Raw genomic sequence first — 15,663 nt, forward strand, 5'->3', positions numbered from 1 at the left:
AGTGTTAGTCGTATCAAATTTTGATACAATTCCAAACTTTGAGCGTCTTATTAACAAATTATGTATTGGGAATCCAATATGCCAAAGAAAGCGGTCGGGTCGGAAAATAAAGAAGTTGTTAAAAATTTAGCATCCAAGAAAGAAAAAATTTCCGGGAAGGAAATGATTGGGAAGGGAGAACTTGAAAAATTAGCAGCAAAATCTGAAAAGAAAATAAAAGTGACTAATAAGAAGACAGTAGAGAAAGTGGAAAACAGTGATGTTGCCGCAGAAATGGTTTTTTCCGCTGGCACGAAGCAAGTGAACAGCGATGCTTCTCAAACAACAATGTCCGATTTTATTAATGCTGAATCTAATGATGGTAAGAAACCAAGGGGAAGAACACCCAAGAAAAATAAAGTAAATGCTGCAATAGATCAATTAGGCGCTGTGGGAACCATTTCAGCTATTGAAAGTGGTAATCCGCAACCACAAGATATTGAAGCACGCCGCATGCGTTTAAAAATGCTGATCGGCTTAGGGAAAGAACGTGGATATCTGACGTATGCAGAAATAAATGATCATTTGCCCGATGATATGCTTGATGCTGAACAGATAGAAGGCATCATCAGTATGATCAATGACATGGGCATATCGGTACATGATGAAGCGCCTGACGCTGAAACATTGCTAATGTCAGATGCAGCAACAACTGTGGCCGATGAAGATGTCGCGGAAGAAGCCGAAGCGGCGCTTTCGACGGTAGACTCCGAATTTGGCCGTACAACGGACCCCGTCCGTATGTATATGCGCGAAATGGGCTCGGTTGGATTGCTCACCCGTGAAAGCGAAATTGAGATTGCAAAGCGCATAGAAGGCGGGTTGCGGCACATGATTCAAGCAATTTCAGCCTGCCCTCCTATTATTGGGAAGATTGTTGATCTGGCTACGGAGGTCGAGAAAGATATCATTCGTATTGATGAGGTAGTCGATGGTCTCTTGGACGCAAATGCGCAAGAAATCATCAACGAAGAATTCTCGGAAGAATCACTTGATCAAGAATTAGCTTCAAGCGATCTTAGTGACGAAGAAGAGGAAGATGACGGTGATGGTTCTGCAATTGCGAGCGCTGATCTGTTAAAGTTAAAAGCGGATGCACTAGAGCGTTTTTCGGTTATCCGAGAAATCTATTATGAGATGCAAACGGTGCTTAATAAGGACGGTTCTTATCATCAAGCGTACCTTGATTTGCAGGAAAAAATTTCATCGGAATTGATGGGCATCCGCTTTTCTGCAAAAATGGTAGAGAAACTTTGTGATACACAACGTGATTTGGTTGGCGATGTGCGGAATTACGAGCGAAGAATAATGGATTTGTGTGTATCCAAAGCAAAGATGCCAAGAAATCATTTCATTAAAACTTTCCCAGGAAATGAAACCAATCTTGATTGGATAGTTGACGAAATCAATACTGGAAAGCCATATAGCCAGTCGCTTGAACACTATAAACCCGCGATTCTCGAGGAGCAACAGAAATTGTTGGCGCTACGGGATATGATCGGCATTCCAATCAAAGATCTCAAGGAGATCAATCGCAGAATGTCGACTGGCGAGGCAAAGGCACGGAGAGCCAAACGTGAAATGACAGAAGCGAATTTACGTTTGGTTATTTCTATTGCTAAGAAGTACACCAATCGTGGTCTGCAATTTCTTGATCTCATTCAAGAAGGGAACATCGGTCTGATGAAGGCGGTTGACAAATTCGAATACCGCCGCGGTTACAAATTTTCAACTTATGCGACTTGGTGGATACGCCAAGCAATTACACGATCTATCGCCGACCAAGCGAGGACAATCCGGATACCGGTGCATATGATCGAAACCATCAACAAAATGAATCGTATTTCACGCCAGATTCTGCAAGAGACTGGACAAGAACCAGAGCCGGCTGTATTGGCGCAGAAAATGGAAATGCCGGAGGAAAAGATCCGAAAAATTCTTAAAATCTCGAAAGAACCCATTTCGATGGAAACACCCATTGGTGACGATGAAGATTCACACTTGGGTGATTTTATTGAAGACTCTGCAACGATGGCACCTGCCGATGCTGCAGTTTATGCGAGCTTACGAGGGGTGACTAAGGATATACTGGATTCGTTGACGCCTCGCGAGGCCAAGGTGTTGCGTATGCGCTTCGGTATAGAAATGAACACTGACCACACCTTAGAAGAAGTGGGTAAACAATTCGATGTTACCCGTGAACGCATTCGCCAAATCGAAGCAAAAGCATTGCGTAAACTGCGCCACCCGGCACGTTCGGAACGGTTACGGAGCTTTCTGGATACTGGCAATAATTAGTGAAAGGTTTAGGGTCTGTAGCTCAGTCGGTTAGAGCAGGGGACTCATAATCCCTTGGTCGTTGGTTCGAGTCCAACCAGACCCACCAGAAATCAAGAGGTTAGATTAATTTCTAGCCTCTTTTTTCTTTTTGATGTGACAAAATTGTGTTATCTAGGATATTAGAAACCAGCTCGGCATGCTGCATGAGTTGCGGTTTCGATAGGTGTGCATACCGTCTCACCATTTCTTCCGATTCCCAACCACCGAGTTCCTGCAGTACATTCATGGGCGTGCCCTGTTGAGCTAACCAGCTTGCCCAAGTATGGCGCAGATCATGCCATCTAAAGTTTTCTATCCCTGCTCGTTTTAATGCTAATTTCCATGCACGGGTATTTACCCATGCAATCGGGTTGCCGCGAAATGTAAAAACCCTGTTTTGATGCTTACCGACTTGCCGAAGTAACACCGTTATCGCAACTGAATTAAGTGGAACATGAATTGCTTTTCTTGCTTTGGCTTGATCGGGATGAATCCATGCAGCCTTACGTTCAAGATCAACCTGATTCCATTCCAGATTAATAACGTTTGATTGTCTCAAGCCAGTTGATAAAGCAAATATCATCATGTCCTGCTGATGTTGTGGCAATTCATTAAGTAATCTTTTTACTTGCTCAGGAGTTAACCACCGAATACGGCGCTTAGGTTCTGGGAAAAGCCTGATTTTTGGAATTTTTTCCATCCATTCCCAATCATGGCATGCTTTCCGCAGAATTGCCCTTATCAGCGCTAAATAGCGATTTGCCGTTGATGGGCTTGTATCCTTTGCTTTTGCATGTGCAATGTGATCAATTAATTCGCGATCAATTTCGTGCAATTGCCTATTACGTAAGAATTGCTGTAACCATCGAAGTTTTTCTTTATCGCGCTCATGAGTAGCTTTGTGCTGTGTTTCTATTAGAAACTTACATGCTGCTTCATCCCATGTGTGCTCCGGTTTTTCCCCCAATCGCTGAATGCGCCAGGATTCAGCTTTTAACTTGTCGTGGTACTCTTGCGCTTGGGTTTTGTCGGCTGTGCCAGCAGAGCATCTAACACGCTCTCCTGCAGGTGTGGTGAACGCGATCCACCACGTATTACCGCGCTTGTAGAGTGGCATATGTTTACCTCCTTTTCTGAAACCACTCGCAACGCTTGCCGAGGGCTAGAATACTGTGATCTGATGTGTTCAACAAGATCATCAAGAATAAATACCCAGCATTTACCCAATTTTGCACCGGGTAATTTCCCAGACTTTGCACGACGGCGCACTTCTTCTGGGTGCATCTTGAGAAAATTGGCAGCCTCAGTGAGTAAAAGTGTTTTCATAACGCATGGGTTTGTTGGGATTGTTAAAATCAAAATTTCTCTTGATATAACCTTCTTTAGAAACTTGCCATAAAGGAAAGGTAAGCATCGAAATTAATGTTTGACGGCAGCGAGTTGAAACTTCAGTCGGCTGAAAACACAACACTGTCCATGCTTCATAAAACAAACTTGGATTAATCTGATGCGGGAGAACACCAACCCGATTGGCATCAGCAAATAGATTTGCAAGTTCACCCATTGCCCAATCAAGATCATCCGCTTCAAATTTCATCGGATTTTCCCTTTGTGCGTAAGTAATGATCTGTAGCGGCAAGACGCCGGGGAATGGCATGCCGTTTTAGCTGTTCTACGATGAGTTCCGCACTGCCTTCGCGTTGCAGCATGACATTGAGCAGTGCACCATAAGCAGTTGAGGCAACCTGCTTCAAACGTTCATAGCTGATCCGATCTTGTTCTTTAATCGTATTGATGCGAGAGACTCGATCAGATACCCAGGATAGGCAAGGATAGGCACCCGCAACATACTCACCTGGATGCAGCAAAACTTCCCAAGGAATAACGCGATCTTTTGCATGAAGTTCAACTTCCCAGCGTACCCAAGGACTGGATGGATCGCCTAACTGCTTACCTTTTTCATAAATCCTGATGAGCTTGCCATTTTTACGATTACCGACATATACACTACGGCCAGAGCCATCAGGTTTAATCCAGTTTCCACGCTGTGTAAGTTTCGGTTCTCTGCCGCCGTGTTTAAAGTGGCCTTGCATATAAAATTCAATGGCCATATCGACAGAATGAACGCCGTTGAAATCATCCACCGCGCCATCCCAGCGAGTAATGCGCGCTCGAAGTTGATCTCTCAGGTATATAGCAAAAGATTGCCAATCAGAAATTAATGCGCAACCTTCGCCGGGTAGGGACAGGAAAGCAGTGTTATTTTGGCCGCCGTATGCGAATAAAACGCAGCCATGATCGAATTGAAAGGAATATTGCCAACCGTGAAGCCCCCGCTGCTGGTCGGTCATTCCGCCCAAAATGCCCTTAGTCGCCTCACTAAAGGATTTAAAAAATTCTAATGGATTATTATTTTCTGGATGAAAAGGGAAGGAAACATTCAGCCAGTCAGTTAAGGCCGCCTGTGATTTATTTTTTTCTCCGGTGGGACTTTCCCCCCGTATTACCGTACGGGGGGTATCATAGCCGCAGTCCGCTGCGCTGTCCTGCGCTGCGCGCTCGGACAGTCGCGCGTCAGCGAAAGAATCGCTGTTAGCATCATTACAATTGCAAAAAGTTTTATACGTGGGGTGTTTCATGCTCTGCACTATACACAAGCACATGCAGAGCGTCAATCACCCCACGATAAATTACTTCTTAATCTACTTGTGGAGTGCGAATATTAGCAATTTCACCCTTAACAGCTTTCCAATAGCTGCTTACCTTTTGAACAGCTCTCCAGGCAAGTGACTTGTGCGCGAGCACCCCAATATCAGGCATATGCACTCTGAAATCCAGATCCAAAAGCTGTTCATATTTTTTAATACTTTTTCTGTCATGCATCAAAAGAATGATTTTCCAGCCTAATTGGCGGCCAATGTAAAAGCATCCAATAGCATGTTCAAGATTCATCACATCGCCGCGATATAATTCAATACGAGTTTTAATATGTTCTACAATTTCGTTTTCAGTCATGATGGTATTTAAAAAAAACAATATAGAGTGGGGTGAATTGTACTCTCCTTTTTGGCACTAAAGATTCACTGCATTCTATTAGAAGCACAAAACCGTACTCAGTAAAGGATGTGTAGGTTAAAAACGATAGTAGAGTGGGTTCGGCCAGCATGCCCAGTTTCATGGGCATGGCCTTGCGCCGGGTCGACCGGCGCACCCGAGAAGCGGTTTCTTTTCAATTAAGCTAGATTATTTACTGCAGTTTTAGTAGGTCGTATGTTCGACTCCTATCAGCAACACCATAGGTTCAATAATTTTGCAGAATTCGACTCAACTATAACTTTAAGTTCTAGTTAGTAATGGTCTAGTTGAGCATATATTATGTATGCAGAGTATTGACAAGAGTTCTCACACCAATCTATTAAGAATGAATCTTTTCGTAAATGTACTGATCGTAGGTATTTTCCAAGAAAATGCGAAGTGAGGTTGGACATCTGACACGTGGAGCTAGTATAGGCATCGCATTTCCAGTACCAATAGTAATTCGTACCTTTGGTGGTGTAGAGAATTTCGCAAAAAATAGCGGCAAGGAACGATGAATTTCTTGAGCAAATTCAACCATGAACCACAAAAGATACTTTCCACGAATGAATCTTCCAGCGTTACCTTTTTGACGAAATTCTTTTTCTACTTTAGATAACTCAATCTGATCAGAAGCGGGCAAATTTACGCATTTAGCAGCATGTTGTAATCGCGATAAACCTGTCGCAAATTTATCTTTTAGGCTTATTTTTCCATCAGAAAAAATGAAGAAGTCTTTAGGAAGAATACTATCTAAACATGGCCGCATACCATTGCGTTTCCAAAGAATAACTTGAACCATTATTAAAAGCATTGCTTCTTGAAAAAATACCAATGCAGAAAGAAATCGCTGCTTAATGGCATCCTCCTCTTGGGAATTAAGGTTATTAATATTAAGTATTTCTTCAAGAAGTCGTTTCAGAACATCATAATTAGCTACATTGTTTTCAATGGAATAATTGTCGGTAATGTACAGATTCACAGGAGCCATGGACGATTCTTGAAGGAAATCTGAAAGATCTCGGTCAACAAAAAAACAAATTCTCTTGCGTGAAAATCTTTCCCAATTGAAGATAGCTAATACTTTTAGTACATTGTCTTTTCGACCAGCTGGGATTAACTCAACTTCCCATCCTTCAGGCAACTTATGCTCAATCAGTCCTCGGTAAAACATCGGATCTTCTTTTCCTTCGATTATTCCGTAAACAACATTAGCATTAGGTTTGTAACGTAGAAGAAATTCATGATAAGCAGCAATCTCGCTATCAAGTGCTTCTGCATGAATTTGAAGCATTGACATTTCTAGTTCCTTAAATGCTTACAAATTCACCAAGAGAATAAGCATAGTTCCGCAATTCGTTCTCGTAAATAAAAGGGGAATGCGTGACAGCAACAAGACCCTTGCAAAACTGCCCAGAACGAATGTCGGTAAGAAAACGACGCTGCCAAGGAACTGACAGCGACAACTCTGGTTCGTCAATTAGGACAAAGAAATTTTGTTGCCCTGATAAATAGAGATGGCTGAAGAGCGAAACAATTTGTTTTTCACCTGAAGAAAGATCGCTCAGTGTAATCGACCGCTCAACCTGCAATTCGTCTGTAGGGATAATAGAAAAGCTAAATGTTGAGCTGTTGTAGACGAAACGCTTATCTACAATATACTCTGAACACAATTCGCAGAATGCAGAAATCTGCTTTTCATTTTCTTGAAGTGATTGTTGGAATCCCAGCAATTTAAGAAAGTAGTGGTAGATGATCTTCTCATGTTCCTCAGTAGGAGCATCAGCAGAACGAGCTGAGCTAATGAAACTAAAGAGATGATCCTTATGAGTTTTTGTAAGAATACTTTCGTGGATTCTGTCAAGTACAGCTCTAACAGTGTCTTCAGAAACATTAGCTATCTCTTTCATTCCAACATTCTGATACTCTCGATCAATCACATCACCCAAGTACCTAAGTGTCAAATTATTCAAGTTTTCACGAGCGAACTCTTTTAATCGTTCTAATGTGCGATCAACTGCATCTTGAACGTCTTTCATGCCGAATTCAACAAGTTCAATGTAAGCCTCTCCTGCTTCTGATTGGCGAAATCGGTTTCTATGGCGCCGAAAGTCATCTGGGTCTACACCTTCAAAAATACTGTTCAATTCACGTTCAATACGCCGGTAGGTTGGCAGATATAAAACTTGGGCTCCAATTGCTTCATGAATACGATTAATAGTTTCTTGAAGTTCCTTTTTGGAGCCTTTGGGAAACTCTTCGAAAAACTCCATTTGTCTAACTAAAATCGCTGGTGGTATGGCAAGGCGCTCGCCAGCACGTTCAAGCTCAATACTAACCCTTTCGAAATCTCCCTTTTCAAGAAGCTCCATGACTCTACGTCGAATCGATGGGGGTAACTCAGCGAGGTATCGGCGATCAACTCCTTTGAAAGCTTTGACAATTTCTTCGTGAGAAACTTTGTGTTCTCTACCGTTTATTGTCGCTATAATAGAATCAAAACGAAATTGAATTAATGAAAGCCAGCGTCCAGAGAGGAAGTGAAACAGGATACGAAGAAAAGTTGTTTTACCTGAACCATTCTCACCGACAAGTATCAGTGTATTTTCTTTAATAGTAATATCGACGTTTTTACGCCCATGGAGTCCAATAATCCGGAATCGTTCGAGTGTACTATTTATCATGGTAGCCTTTTTCTAAACATTCAAAATATAACTCACATGGATTTTTGAAGAGATTACGGTTAATGTGGGATAGCATTTTTTAATAAATAACAAATAATAAACGCGAATATTAACAGACTCTATCATCTTAAAAATCACTGAAAATCATTTCCAATAAACAAATTGCCATGTAAAGCCACTAATTTTATTGATGAATTGAAATTTGAAGTGCAATTTTTAGCAATTTATTAATGCCATTGTTTTTGAACATTTGTGTATTTCATATGTACTATATTCATTTCTCTTCAATGATAAAGGGTGAAATAACATGAGCCGCTTGTCTATCGACCTGACACCAGAGCAGCATCAGAAGATTAAGGCTGTTGCTGCTTTACAAGGAAAATCAATTAAAGAATATGTGCTTGCTCAAATTCTACCTACATCTTCTGATGAAGACATGGCTTTGAATGAACTGGAAACGCTTCTGGATGAACGTATTAAATCAGCTAGAGCTGGGAAAATCAGCAAGAAATCTGTAGAAGAAATCTTTCAAGAAGCATATAGCGAAAGTACCAAGTAATGCCTGGTTACGAACTTACTGTTCTTGCTGAAGAAGATTTGAGAGCAATCGCGCGTTATACGGTTAATACGTGGGGAATTGAGCAAGCAAAACATTACGAAACCTTGCTGCTAAAGCGATTCCAAGAGATCGCTCAAGGAAATATTACGCCAAGAGTATTTCTAAAAAACAGATCAGATTTATTGTTTACGCATTGTGAACATCATTATATTTTCTATTGGCAGCCAAAAAACAAAGAGGTGCCAATTATTTTGGCAATTTTGCATGAGCGGATGGATCTCATGCAAAGACTTAAGAATCGACTGGCGACATGAAGCATAACCAGGTTTACAATGACAGAATCAAATAAAGTGTTAAGTTGATTGTGCCAAATTTGTGTCACGCCTGTTTGTGAATCCCCTAATTTGGGGTTGTATGACAATGATTTTATATGTGGCAAGCGCTTTAAGTTGTTGTTTAATATATATAGATGGCTATAAGGCTGTGTCTCATAATCCCTTGGTCGTTGGTTCGAGTCCAACCAGACCCGCTAGAAAAAGCACTTTTGTTTTTAACAAAGTGCTTTTTTATTTTGTAGATAAATGTTGTTAACGCAGGCAAGAGTGATTTCTAAAAGACTCTTGAATCTGAAACCTAAATACAGTAAGTTTTTCGGATGAAGCGAGCTAAAACCAGTAAAGCTTGGATGAAAGAGCATGTTAACGATTTTTTTGTGAAACAAGCAAGAAAGGAGGGCTATCGTTCACGTGCGGCTTACAAATTATTGGAGATTACCGAACGAGATCATATTTTGAAATCTGGGATGATTGTAGTTGACTTGGGTGCTACGCCGGGTAGCTGGTCGCAGGTTGTCAGCCAAAAAGTCGGTCGTCAAGGCAAAGTGATAGCGCTAGATGTTTTAGAAATGATGCCATTGCCAGGTGTGGAGTTTATTCAAGGCGATTTTACGGAAGAAGTTGCGCTAATTGAATTAAGGAAACGACTTGACGGATATCACCCAGATCTGATTATTTCGGATATGGCGCCCAATATGAGCGGTATTGCCATTAGCGATCAAGCGAGAAGTATGTATCTGGCAGAGTTGGCATTAACCTTTGCATTGGAACAACTGAACTATAGCGGAAACTTTTTAGTCAAAGTTTTCCAGGGAAGGGATTTTGATCAATTTCTTCGTGATATGCGAATCGGATTCAAAAATGTCATGATACGGAAACCGAAAGCCTCTCGCGATCGAAGCAATGAGCTATATTTGTTGGGTCTCGGGAAAAAATAATAATTCCTATTGAGGAATGAATGGATCTGCTTAGGAATAACAGTAACAATAAAGTAGTATGACTGTGTAAGAGTGGATTTATTGAACATAACAAGTAGTTTTCTGTTATATTTTTAAATAGAGTTAGAATGACTAATCAATGATGTTAAGGTGCAAACCAAGGAGCTATCTTGAATAATCTAATTAAAAATATGGCCATTTGGCTGGTAATTGCACTAGTGTTGATGACTGTATTTAATCAATTCAGTGTTCGCCAACCGGCACAAGTGCCTATGGAATATTCTCAGTTCATTTCTGAGTTGAACCAAGGAAGAATCGCAAAGGTTGTGATTGAAGGTCGTACCTTAAGAGGTACAAAATCGGACGGTAGGCGCTTTACAACTTACGCACCTTCCGATCCGTGGATGGTCAGCGATTTGCTCAAAGCGGGTGTAATTGTTGAAGCCAAACCTGAAGAAGAACCTTCCATGTTAATGAGTATTTTCATCTCATGGTTCCCAATGTTGCTGTTGATTGCAGTATGGATTTTCTTCATGCGCCAAATGCAAGGCGGAGGGCGTAATGGCGGTGCTTTCTCATTTGGGAAAAGTAAGGCCCGCATGCTCGATAAATCGGCCAATACCATTACTTTTAATGATGTTGCCGGTTGTGAAGAAGCTAAGGAAGAAGTTGCTGAACTTGTAGAATTCTTGCGCGACCCTACCAAGTTTCAGAAACTCGGTGGACGTATTCCTCGTGGTGTGTTGATGGTTGGCAGCCCGGGTACAGGTAAGACATTGCTTGCGCGCGCGATTGCGGGTGAAGCGGGAGTGCCATTTTTTAGTATCTCAGGTTCTGATTTTGTTGAAATGTTTGTCGGTGTTGGTGCATCGCGCGTGCGGGATATGTTTGAGCAAGCGAAAAAGCATGCACCGTGCATCATTTTTATCGATGAGATTGATGCGGTCGGCCGTCAACGGGGGGCTGGTTTAGGTGGTGGTAATGACGAGCGTGAGCAAACACTGAACCAGTTACTGGTCGAAATGGATGGTTTCGAAGGTGCGATGGGTGTCATTGTGATTGCGGCGACCAATCGCCCGGACGTATTGGATCCAGCATTGCTGCGTCCCGGTCGGTTTGACAGGCAAGTGACTGTACCTCTGCCGGATATTCGTGGCCGTGAGCAAATTTTGCAAGTGCATATGCGCAAAGTACCGCTTGCGCCGGATGTGAAAGCGGAAGTCTTAGCGCGTGGTACACCCGGTATGTCTGGCGCGGATTTGGCCAATCTGGTTAATGAAGCGGCACTGTTTGCTGCGAGGAGTAACAAACGTCTGGTTGACATGGAAGATTTTGAGCGTGCGAAAGATAAAATTTTCCTGGGAGCCGAACGCCGTTCCGCGGTAATGCCTGAACATGAACGTAGAAATACTGCTTATCATGAATCCGGGCATGCGGTGGTCGGTTATCTGCTGCCTAAAAACGATCCGGTGCATAAAGTTACCATTATTCCTCGTGGTCGTGCTTTGGGAGTTACGTTTACCCTTCCTAAGGAAGATCGCTTCGGAATGGAACGTGAACAAATTTTACAAATGATCTCGATGATGCTTGCCGGTCGCATTGCCGAAGAAGTATTTATGAGTCAGATGACCACTGGTGCATCGAATGATTTTGAACGTGCAACTGATATGGCCCGACAAATGGTTACTCGTTGGGGTATGTCGGATGCGCTGGGTCCAATGGTCTATGGTGAGAATGAAGGCGAGGTTTTCTTGGGTCGTTCAGTTACCACGCATAAGAATGTCAGTGAATCAACGATGCAGAAAGTTGATACGGAAGTTCGTCGGATCATTGATGAGCAATATGCATTGGCGCGAAAACTGATCGAGGAAAATAAAGATAAAATCGAAGTGATGGCTAAAGCTTTGCTGGAATGGGAAACCATCGACAGCGATCAGATCAAGGATATTATGGATGGTCGTACTCCGCGTCCGCCGAAACCGCCACAATCCATGTCTTCAACAACGGATGGTGAAGCTTCATCAGCGGAAAGCGAAGGACAACAAAGCAACGAACCAACACCGAATGAAGTCGTTAAAGAAGCTGATTAACCGCTGATAATTTGATGATACGGGATACGATGTAATATCGTATCCCGTTTTTATTTTCTTAACGTTTGTACCACTGCTGTGACATTCTCGCTTGATCAACTTCCCTCACTAGACCGTCCATTGATAATGGGAGTTGTCAACATAACGCCCGATTCCTTTTCGGATGGCGGACTTTATTTTTCCACGCAGCAAGCCATAGCCCATGCCAACTATCTGATTTCAGAAGGTGCGGATATTCTTGATATCGGTGGAGAATCTACCAGACCTGGGAGTCAACAAGTTGACGTTGATGAAGAATTAAAGCGCATAATGCCCGTTTTGGAAGCACTCGCTAATACGGATATTCCAATTTCTGTTGATACTTCCAAACCCGAAGTGATGCGGCGTGCGATTGCAGCGGGTGCTCAGATGATTAATGACGTGCATGCGCTTCGTAGTCCGTATGCACTGGAAGCCATAGCTTCGCATACACAGGTAAAGATTTGTCTGATGCATATGCAGGGTACGCCACAAAATATGCAGATTGGCCCTAAATATCAGGATATTGTGACTGAAGTAAAAGAATTTCTGCAACAGCGCATCCAAACTTCGAACGCATGGGGGATTTCGAAAGACCGATTGGTGATCGATCCTGGATTTGGTTTCGGCAAGACACTCCAGCATAATCTGACATTATTGAATCATTTGGATAAATTTACAGAATTGGGAATACCTGTTTTAGCGGGTTTATCGCGTAAATCCATGTTGGGCGCTATTACAGGAAATGAAGTGAGCCAGCGACAGCACGAGAGTATTGCAGCCGCCTTGCTTGCGGTCATTAAAGGTGCCAAAATTGTGCGGGTACATGATGTTAAAGCAACCAAGGATGCGTTGGCTATCTATCAGGCGATGATTCAGCAAGATGGCACAAACCAATAGCAGCAGCCGGATTTATTTCCAATTACCGAATATTTATCAAATTGACTAAGAAATATTTTGGAACCGATGGTATAAGAGGCCGGGTAGGTAAATTTCCCATTACTCCGGATTTTATTCTGCATCTAGGCTACTCTGCCGGTAAAGTTTTAGCAGCGGCAGATTGGCATTTAATGGAAGGCAAGCGTCCAACCGTTCTGATTGGAAAGGACACGAGGGTATCCGGTTATATGCTTGAATCCGCCTTGGAAGCAGGATTATGTGCCGCAGGAGTGGATGTCATTCTATCGGGTCCAATGCCGACTCCAGCCATTGCTTACCTGATTCGTGCACTTCGGCTGCAGGCAGGTATCGTCATTTCGGCTTCACATAATTTGTTTGAAGATAATGGTGTGAAGTTTTTTTCGGCATCCGGTAGCAAACTTCCAGATGAAATGGAACACAAGATTGAAGCTGAATTAAGCTCGCCGATTGAGACCAAACCTTCCATTCAACTGGGAAAGGTGCAAAGAATCGATGACGCCGCCGGTCGTTATATCGAATTCTGCAAGAGCACTTTTCCTTATCATTTGGATTTGCGTGGACTACGTATCGTCGTCGATTGCGCGCATGGAGCGGCGTATCATATTGCCGGACACGTTATGCACGAGCTGGGTGCCGATGTCGTCACAATAGGTGTTCAGCCTAACGGACTGAATATTAATCTTGAGTGTGGTGCTACGCATTGTGCGACATTGCAGAAAGCTGTCAAGCAGCACCGTGCAGATCTCGGTATTGCATTGGATGGTGATGGTGACCGTGTCATGATGGTGGATAAACTCGGCAGACTTTATGATGGCGATCAATTAATTTACATTATTGCCAAACACCGCTTGCAGAAGAAAATACTCTACGGGGGAGTTGTCGGCACATTGATGACCAATTTGGCAATCGAGCATCAGTTTAATAAATTGCGTATACCGTTTCTTAGAGCGAATGTGGGCGATCGATATGTTCACGAATTGTTGCGAGAAAAAAAATGGCAGCTTGGCGGAGAAAGTTCAGGACATATTCTTTGCATGGATAAGCATACGACAGGGGATGGTATTATCTCAGCACTACAAGTACTTTATGCGCTTCGTGATACGCGCAAGACTTTGGCAGAATATATGCGCGGTGTCGTTTTATTTCCGCAGCGTCTGATTAATGTAAGAGTTTCCAAATCATTCAATCTTAATACAAATAAGGCGGTCGGCGCGGTAAGAAAAGAAGCTGAAGCCGACCTGGGCGATGAAGGGCGTTTGCTGATTCGCGTTTCGGGAACGGAGCCGCTCATTCGAGTGATGGTAGAAGGAAAATCCAAACAGAAAGTCAATTATTGGTCGGAACACATTGCTGGTGTTATCCAAAAAGCATGCGCCGGCTGAATGTTCTATGGAAACCGGGCATTGCAAATTCATGCGATCAGTAAGTTTCTTGCGGGATCCGCAATCATTTAATTTTTTAACAAAACAGAAGATTGTCATAATATTGTAACAATTCTGAAATACGATACCGCATCGTTTTTGGGGTGTTCGATACTTTCTATAAAATGGAGCGCGAAGTAATGATTAATTTTTCAAACCTGCGGTTTTTTCTCGCAGTTGCACTGTCAGTAGGTGCGACCAATGCGGTCGTGGTCAATGCGACACCGATCATAAAGATTGATGGCTCAAGTACTGTTTTTCCGATTACTGAAGCTGTTGCGGAAGATTTTCAGATCGCTAAGCGAGGTTCGATCCGGGTTACTGTTGGTATTTCAGGAACGGGGGGAGGGTTTAAGAAATTTTGCCGTAACGAAATTGATATTGTGAATGCTTCCCGTCCGATTACAGAATTGGAAATGGAGGCTTGCAAACGGGAAGGCGTGCAATTTATCGAAATGCCCATTGCTTTCGATGCTTTAACAGTCGTTGTTAGTCCCCAAAATACCTGGAGCAAAACCGTTACCGTTGAAGAGTTAAAAAAAATATGGGAACCCGCGGCGCAAGGTAAAGTGACAAACTGGAATCAAATTAATCCAGCCTGGCCTGACAAAAGAATTAAGCTTTATGGGCCGGGTGCGGATTCCGGAACCTTTGAGTATTTTACTGAAGCAATCGTTGGTAAAGCAAAGTCAAGTCGTGGCGACTATACCGCTTCAGAAGATGATAATGTGCTGGTTCAGGGCGTTGCGAGCGACATTTATGCACTCGGATTCTTTGGTTTTGCGTACTATATCGAGAATAGCAATAAGATTGATGCTGTAGCGATCGATAGCGGCAATGGTGGTGTACTTCCCTCGGCCGAGACTGTAGAAAATAACAGTTATAAACCATTGTCGCGTCCGATATTTATATATATCAACGCGAAATCAACTGATAAACCGGAAGTGAATGAATTCGTGAACTTTTATATGAAGAATGCAACGGAACTGGTAACGGAAGTGAAATATTTCCCGCTTTCCAAGGAAGTTTATAACCTCAATATCGAGCATTTGAACAAAAAGAAACTGGGTACTGTATTCAAGGGAACTGGAATCGATATACGATTGGAAGACATTCTGAAATTGGAATCCAGCTTATAAACTCAGTTACAATCGTGTCATAGCACATCATTTTTAGGCACTGTATTCAGTAATAAGAAAGGAAGTTCTGATCGACTCGCGAGCTGCTATTGGCTTAGAATTGGTCAGTACTTCTTTTCTTATTT

15 protein-coding genes and 1 tRNA gene are annotated in these 15,663 nt (G+C 42.6%); 9 read left to right on the forward strand and 7 right to left on the reverse strand.

The window, feature by feature from the left end; translation table 11 throughout:
- Positions 1 to 327 precede the first annotated feature (327 nt).
- Positions 328 to 2,337 carry an RNA polymerase sigma factor RpoD gene (rpoD, locus tag KF839_RS05590; RefSeq protein WP_416362349.1) on the forward strand — a complete coding sequence of 670 codons (2,010 nt, stop codon included), beginning with the start codon at positions 328 to 330 and terminating at the stop codon, positions 2,335 to 2,337.
- An 11-nt stretch (positions 2,338 to 2,348) separates the two neighbouring features.
- A tRNA-Ile gene (locus KF839_RS05595) sits at positions 2,349 to 2,425 on the forward strand.
- A gap of 24 nt (positions 2,426 to 2,449) precedes the next feature.
- Here KF839_RS05595 and KF839_RS05600 read toward each other — a convergent pair.
- The 7 genes from KF839_RS05600 to KF839_RS05630 form a co-directional block, all read right to left on the reverse strand.
- Positions 2,450 to 3,325: a tyrosine-type recombinase/integrase gene (locus tag KF839_RS05600; protein WP_292916856.1), complete on the reverse strand. Its 876-nt coding sequence runs from the start codon at positions 3,323 to 3,325 to the stop codon at positions 2,450 to 2,452.
- A gap of 26 nt (positions 3,326 to 3,351) precedes the next feature.
- Positions 3,352 to 3,684: a helix-turn-helix domain-containing protein gene (locus KF839_RS05605; RefSeq protein WP_323802047.1), complete on the reverse strand. Its 333-nt coding sequence runs from the start codon at positions 3,682 to 3,684 to the stop codon at positions 3,352 to 3,354.
- The gene (locus KF839_RS05610) at positions 3,662 to 3,955 is read right to left on the reverse strand and encodes a hypothetical protein (protein ID WP_292916857.1); all 294 of its coding nucleotides are present in this window, start codon (positions 3,953 to 3,955) and stop codon (positions 3,662 to 3,664) included. Before KF839_RS05610 ends, KF839_RS05605 begins: the two co-directional genes overlap by 23 nt.
- On the reverse strand, positions 3,945 to 4,997 hold the full coding sequence (locus KF839_RS05615) for a replication initiation factor domain-containing protein (RefSeq protein ID WP_292916858.1): 1,053 nt from the start codon (positions 4,995 to 4,997) through the stop codon (positions 3,945 to 3,947). The genes KF839_RS05610 and KF839_RS05615 overlap by 11 nt, the downstream gene beginning before the upstream one ends.
- Before the next feature lie 58 nt (positions 4,998 to 5,055).
- Positions 5,056 to 5,373 (reverse strand): hypothetical protein, encoded by a 318-nt coding sequence (locus KF839_RS05620; protein WP_292916859.1) that lies wholly within the window; start codon positions 5,371 to 5,373, stop codon positions 5,056 to 5,058.
- Positions 5,374 to 5,773: 400 nt separating this feature from the next.
- Positions 5,774 to 6,733: a DUF4435 domain-containing protein gene (locus KF839_RS05625; RefSeq protein ID WP_292916860.1), complete on the reverse strand. Its 960-nt coding sequence runs from the start codon at positions 6,731 to 6,733 to the stop codon at positions 5,774 to 5,776.
- 10 nt (positions 6,734 to 6,743) lie between these two features.
- Positions 6,744 to 8,117: an AAA family ATPase gene (locus KF839_RS05630; RefSeq protein ID WP_292916861.1), complete on the reverse strand. Its 1,374-nt coding sequence runs from the start codon at positions 8,115 to 8,117 to the stop codon at positions 6,744 to 6,746.
- Between the two features lie 307 nt (positions 8,118 to 8,424).
- Here KF839_RS05630 and KF839_RS05635 point away from each other — a divergent pair, with 307 nt between their 5' ends.
- The 7 genes from KF839_RS05635 (at position 8,425) to KF839_RS05665 (ending at position 15,538) form a co-directional block, all read left to right on the forward strand.
- Entirely contained in the window at positions 8,425 to 8,676 is a 252-nt protein-coding gene (locus KF839_RS05635) for a type II toxin -antitoxin system TacA 1-like antitoxin (RefSeq protein ID WP_292916862.1), read from the forward strand.
- The gene (locus KF839_RS05640) at positions 8,676 to 8,990 is read left to right on the forward strand and encodes a type II toxin-antitoxin system RelE/ParE family toxin (protein ID WP_292916863.1); all 315 of its coding nucleotides are present in this window, start codon (positions 8,676 to 8,678) and stop codon (positions 8,988 to 8,990) included. The genes KF839_RS05635 and KF839_RS05640 overlap by 1 nt, the downstream gene beginning before the upstream one ends.
- Positions 8,991 to 9,331: 341 nt before the next feature.
- Positions 9,332 to 9,949, forward strand: a complete 618-nt coding sequence (locus tag KF839_RS05645; RefSeq protein WP_292916864.1) for an RlmE family RNA methyltransferase — start codon at positions 9,332 to 9,334, stop codon at positions 9,947 to 9,949.
- 170 nt (positions 9,950 to 10,119) lie between these two features.
- Positions 10,120 to 12,039 carry an ATP-dependent zinc metalloprotease FtsH gene (gene ftsH / locus KF839_RS05650; RefSeq protein ID WP_292916865.1) on the forward strand — a complete coding sequence of 640 codons (1,920 nt, stop codon included), beginning with the start codon at positions 10,120 to 10,122 and terminating at the stop codon, positions 12,037 to 12,039.
- Between the two features lie 126 nt (positions 12,040 to 12,165).
- Positions 12,166 to 12,957, forward strand: coding sequence for a dihydropteroate synthase (folP, locus tag KF839_RS05655; protein ID WP_292916971.1), 792 nt, complete (start codon positions 12,166 to 12,168; stop codon positions 12,955 to 12,957).
- A gap of 41 nt (positions 12,958 to 12,998) precedes the next feature.
- On the forward strand, positions 12,999 to 14,360 hold the full coding sequence (gene glmM, locus KF839_RS05660) for a phosphoglucosamine mutase (RefSeq protein WP_292916866.1): 1,362 nt from the start codon (positions 12,999 to 13,001) through the stop codon (positions 14,358 to 14,360).
- A 179-nt stretch (positions 14,361 to 14,539) separates the two neighbouring features.
- The gene (locus KF839_RS05665) at positions 14,540 to 15,538 is read left to right on the forward strand and encodes a PstS family phosphate ABC transporter substrate-binding protein (protein ID WP_292916867.1); all 999 of its coding nucleotides are present in this window, start codon (positions 14,540 to 14,542) and stop codon (positions 15,536 to 15,538) included.
- Positions 15,539 to 15,663: the final 125 nt, after the last annotated feature.

Source organism: Nitrosomonas sp. (assembly GCF_019635155.1).
Taxonomy (GTDB): Bacteria; Pseudomonadota; Gammaproteobacteria; order Burkholderiales; family Nitrosomonadaceae; genus Nitrosomonas.

Excerpts from the sequence above, each read along its gene's own strand:
- rpoD (WP_416362349.1), top strand. The coding sequence starts at position 328 with ATGTCCGATTTTATTAATGCTGAATCTAATGATGGTAAGAAACCAAGG.
- KF839_RS05605 (WP_323802047.1), bottom strand. The coding sequence starts at position 3,684 with ATGAAAACACTTTTACTCACTGAGGCTGCCAATTTTCTCAAGATGCAC.
- KF839_RS05610 (WP_292916857.1), bottom strand. The coding sequence starts at position 3,955 with ATGAAATTTGAAGCGGATGATCTTGATTGGGCAATGGGTGAACTTGCA.
- KF839_RS05615 (WP_292916858.1), bottom strand. The coding sequence starts at position 4,997 with ATGAAACACCCCACGTATAAAACTTTTTGCAATTGTAATGATGCTAAC.
- KF839_RS05620 (WP_292916859.1), bottom strand. The coding sequence starts at position 5,373 with ATGACTGAAAACGAAATTGTAGAACATATTAAAACTCGTATTGAATTA.
- KF839_RS05625 (WP_292916860.1), bottom strand. The coding sequence starts at position 6,733 with ATGTCAATGCTTCAAATTCATGCAGAAGCACTTGATAGCGAGATTGCT.
- KF839_RS05630 (WP_292916861.1), bottom strand. The coding sequence starts at position 8,117 with ATGATAAATAGTACACTCGAACGATTCCGGATTATTGGACTCCATGGG.
- KF839_RS05635 (WP_292916862.1), top strand. The coding sequence starts at position 8,425 with ATGAGCCGCTTGTCTATCGACCTGACACCAGAGCAGCATCAGAAGATT.
- KF839_RS05640 (WP_292916863.1), top strand. The coding sequence starts at position 8,676 with ATGCCTGGTTACGAACTTACTGTTCTTGCTGAAGAAGATTTGAGAGCA.
- KF839_RS05645 (WP_292916864.1), top strand. The coding sequence starts at position 9,332 with ATGAAGCGAGCTAAAACCAGTAAAGCTTGGATGAAAGAGCATGTTAAC.
- folP (WP_292916971.1), top strand. The coding sequence starts at position 12,166 with ATGGGAGTTGTCAACATAACGCCCGATTCCTTTTCGGATGGCGGACTT.
- KF839_RS05665 (WP_292916867.1), top strand. The coding sequence starts at position 14,540 with ATGATTAATTTTTCAAACCTGCGGTTTTTTCTCGCAGTTGCACTGTCA.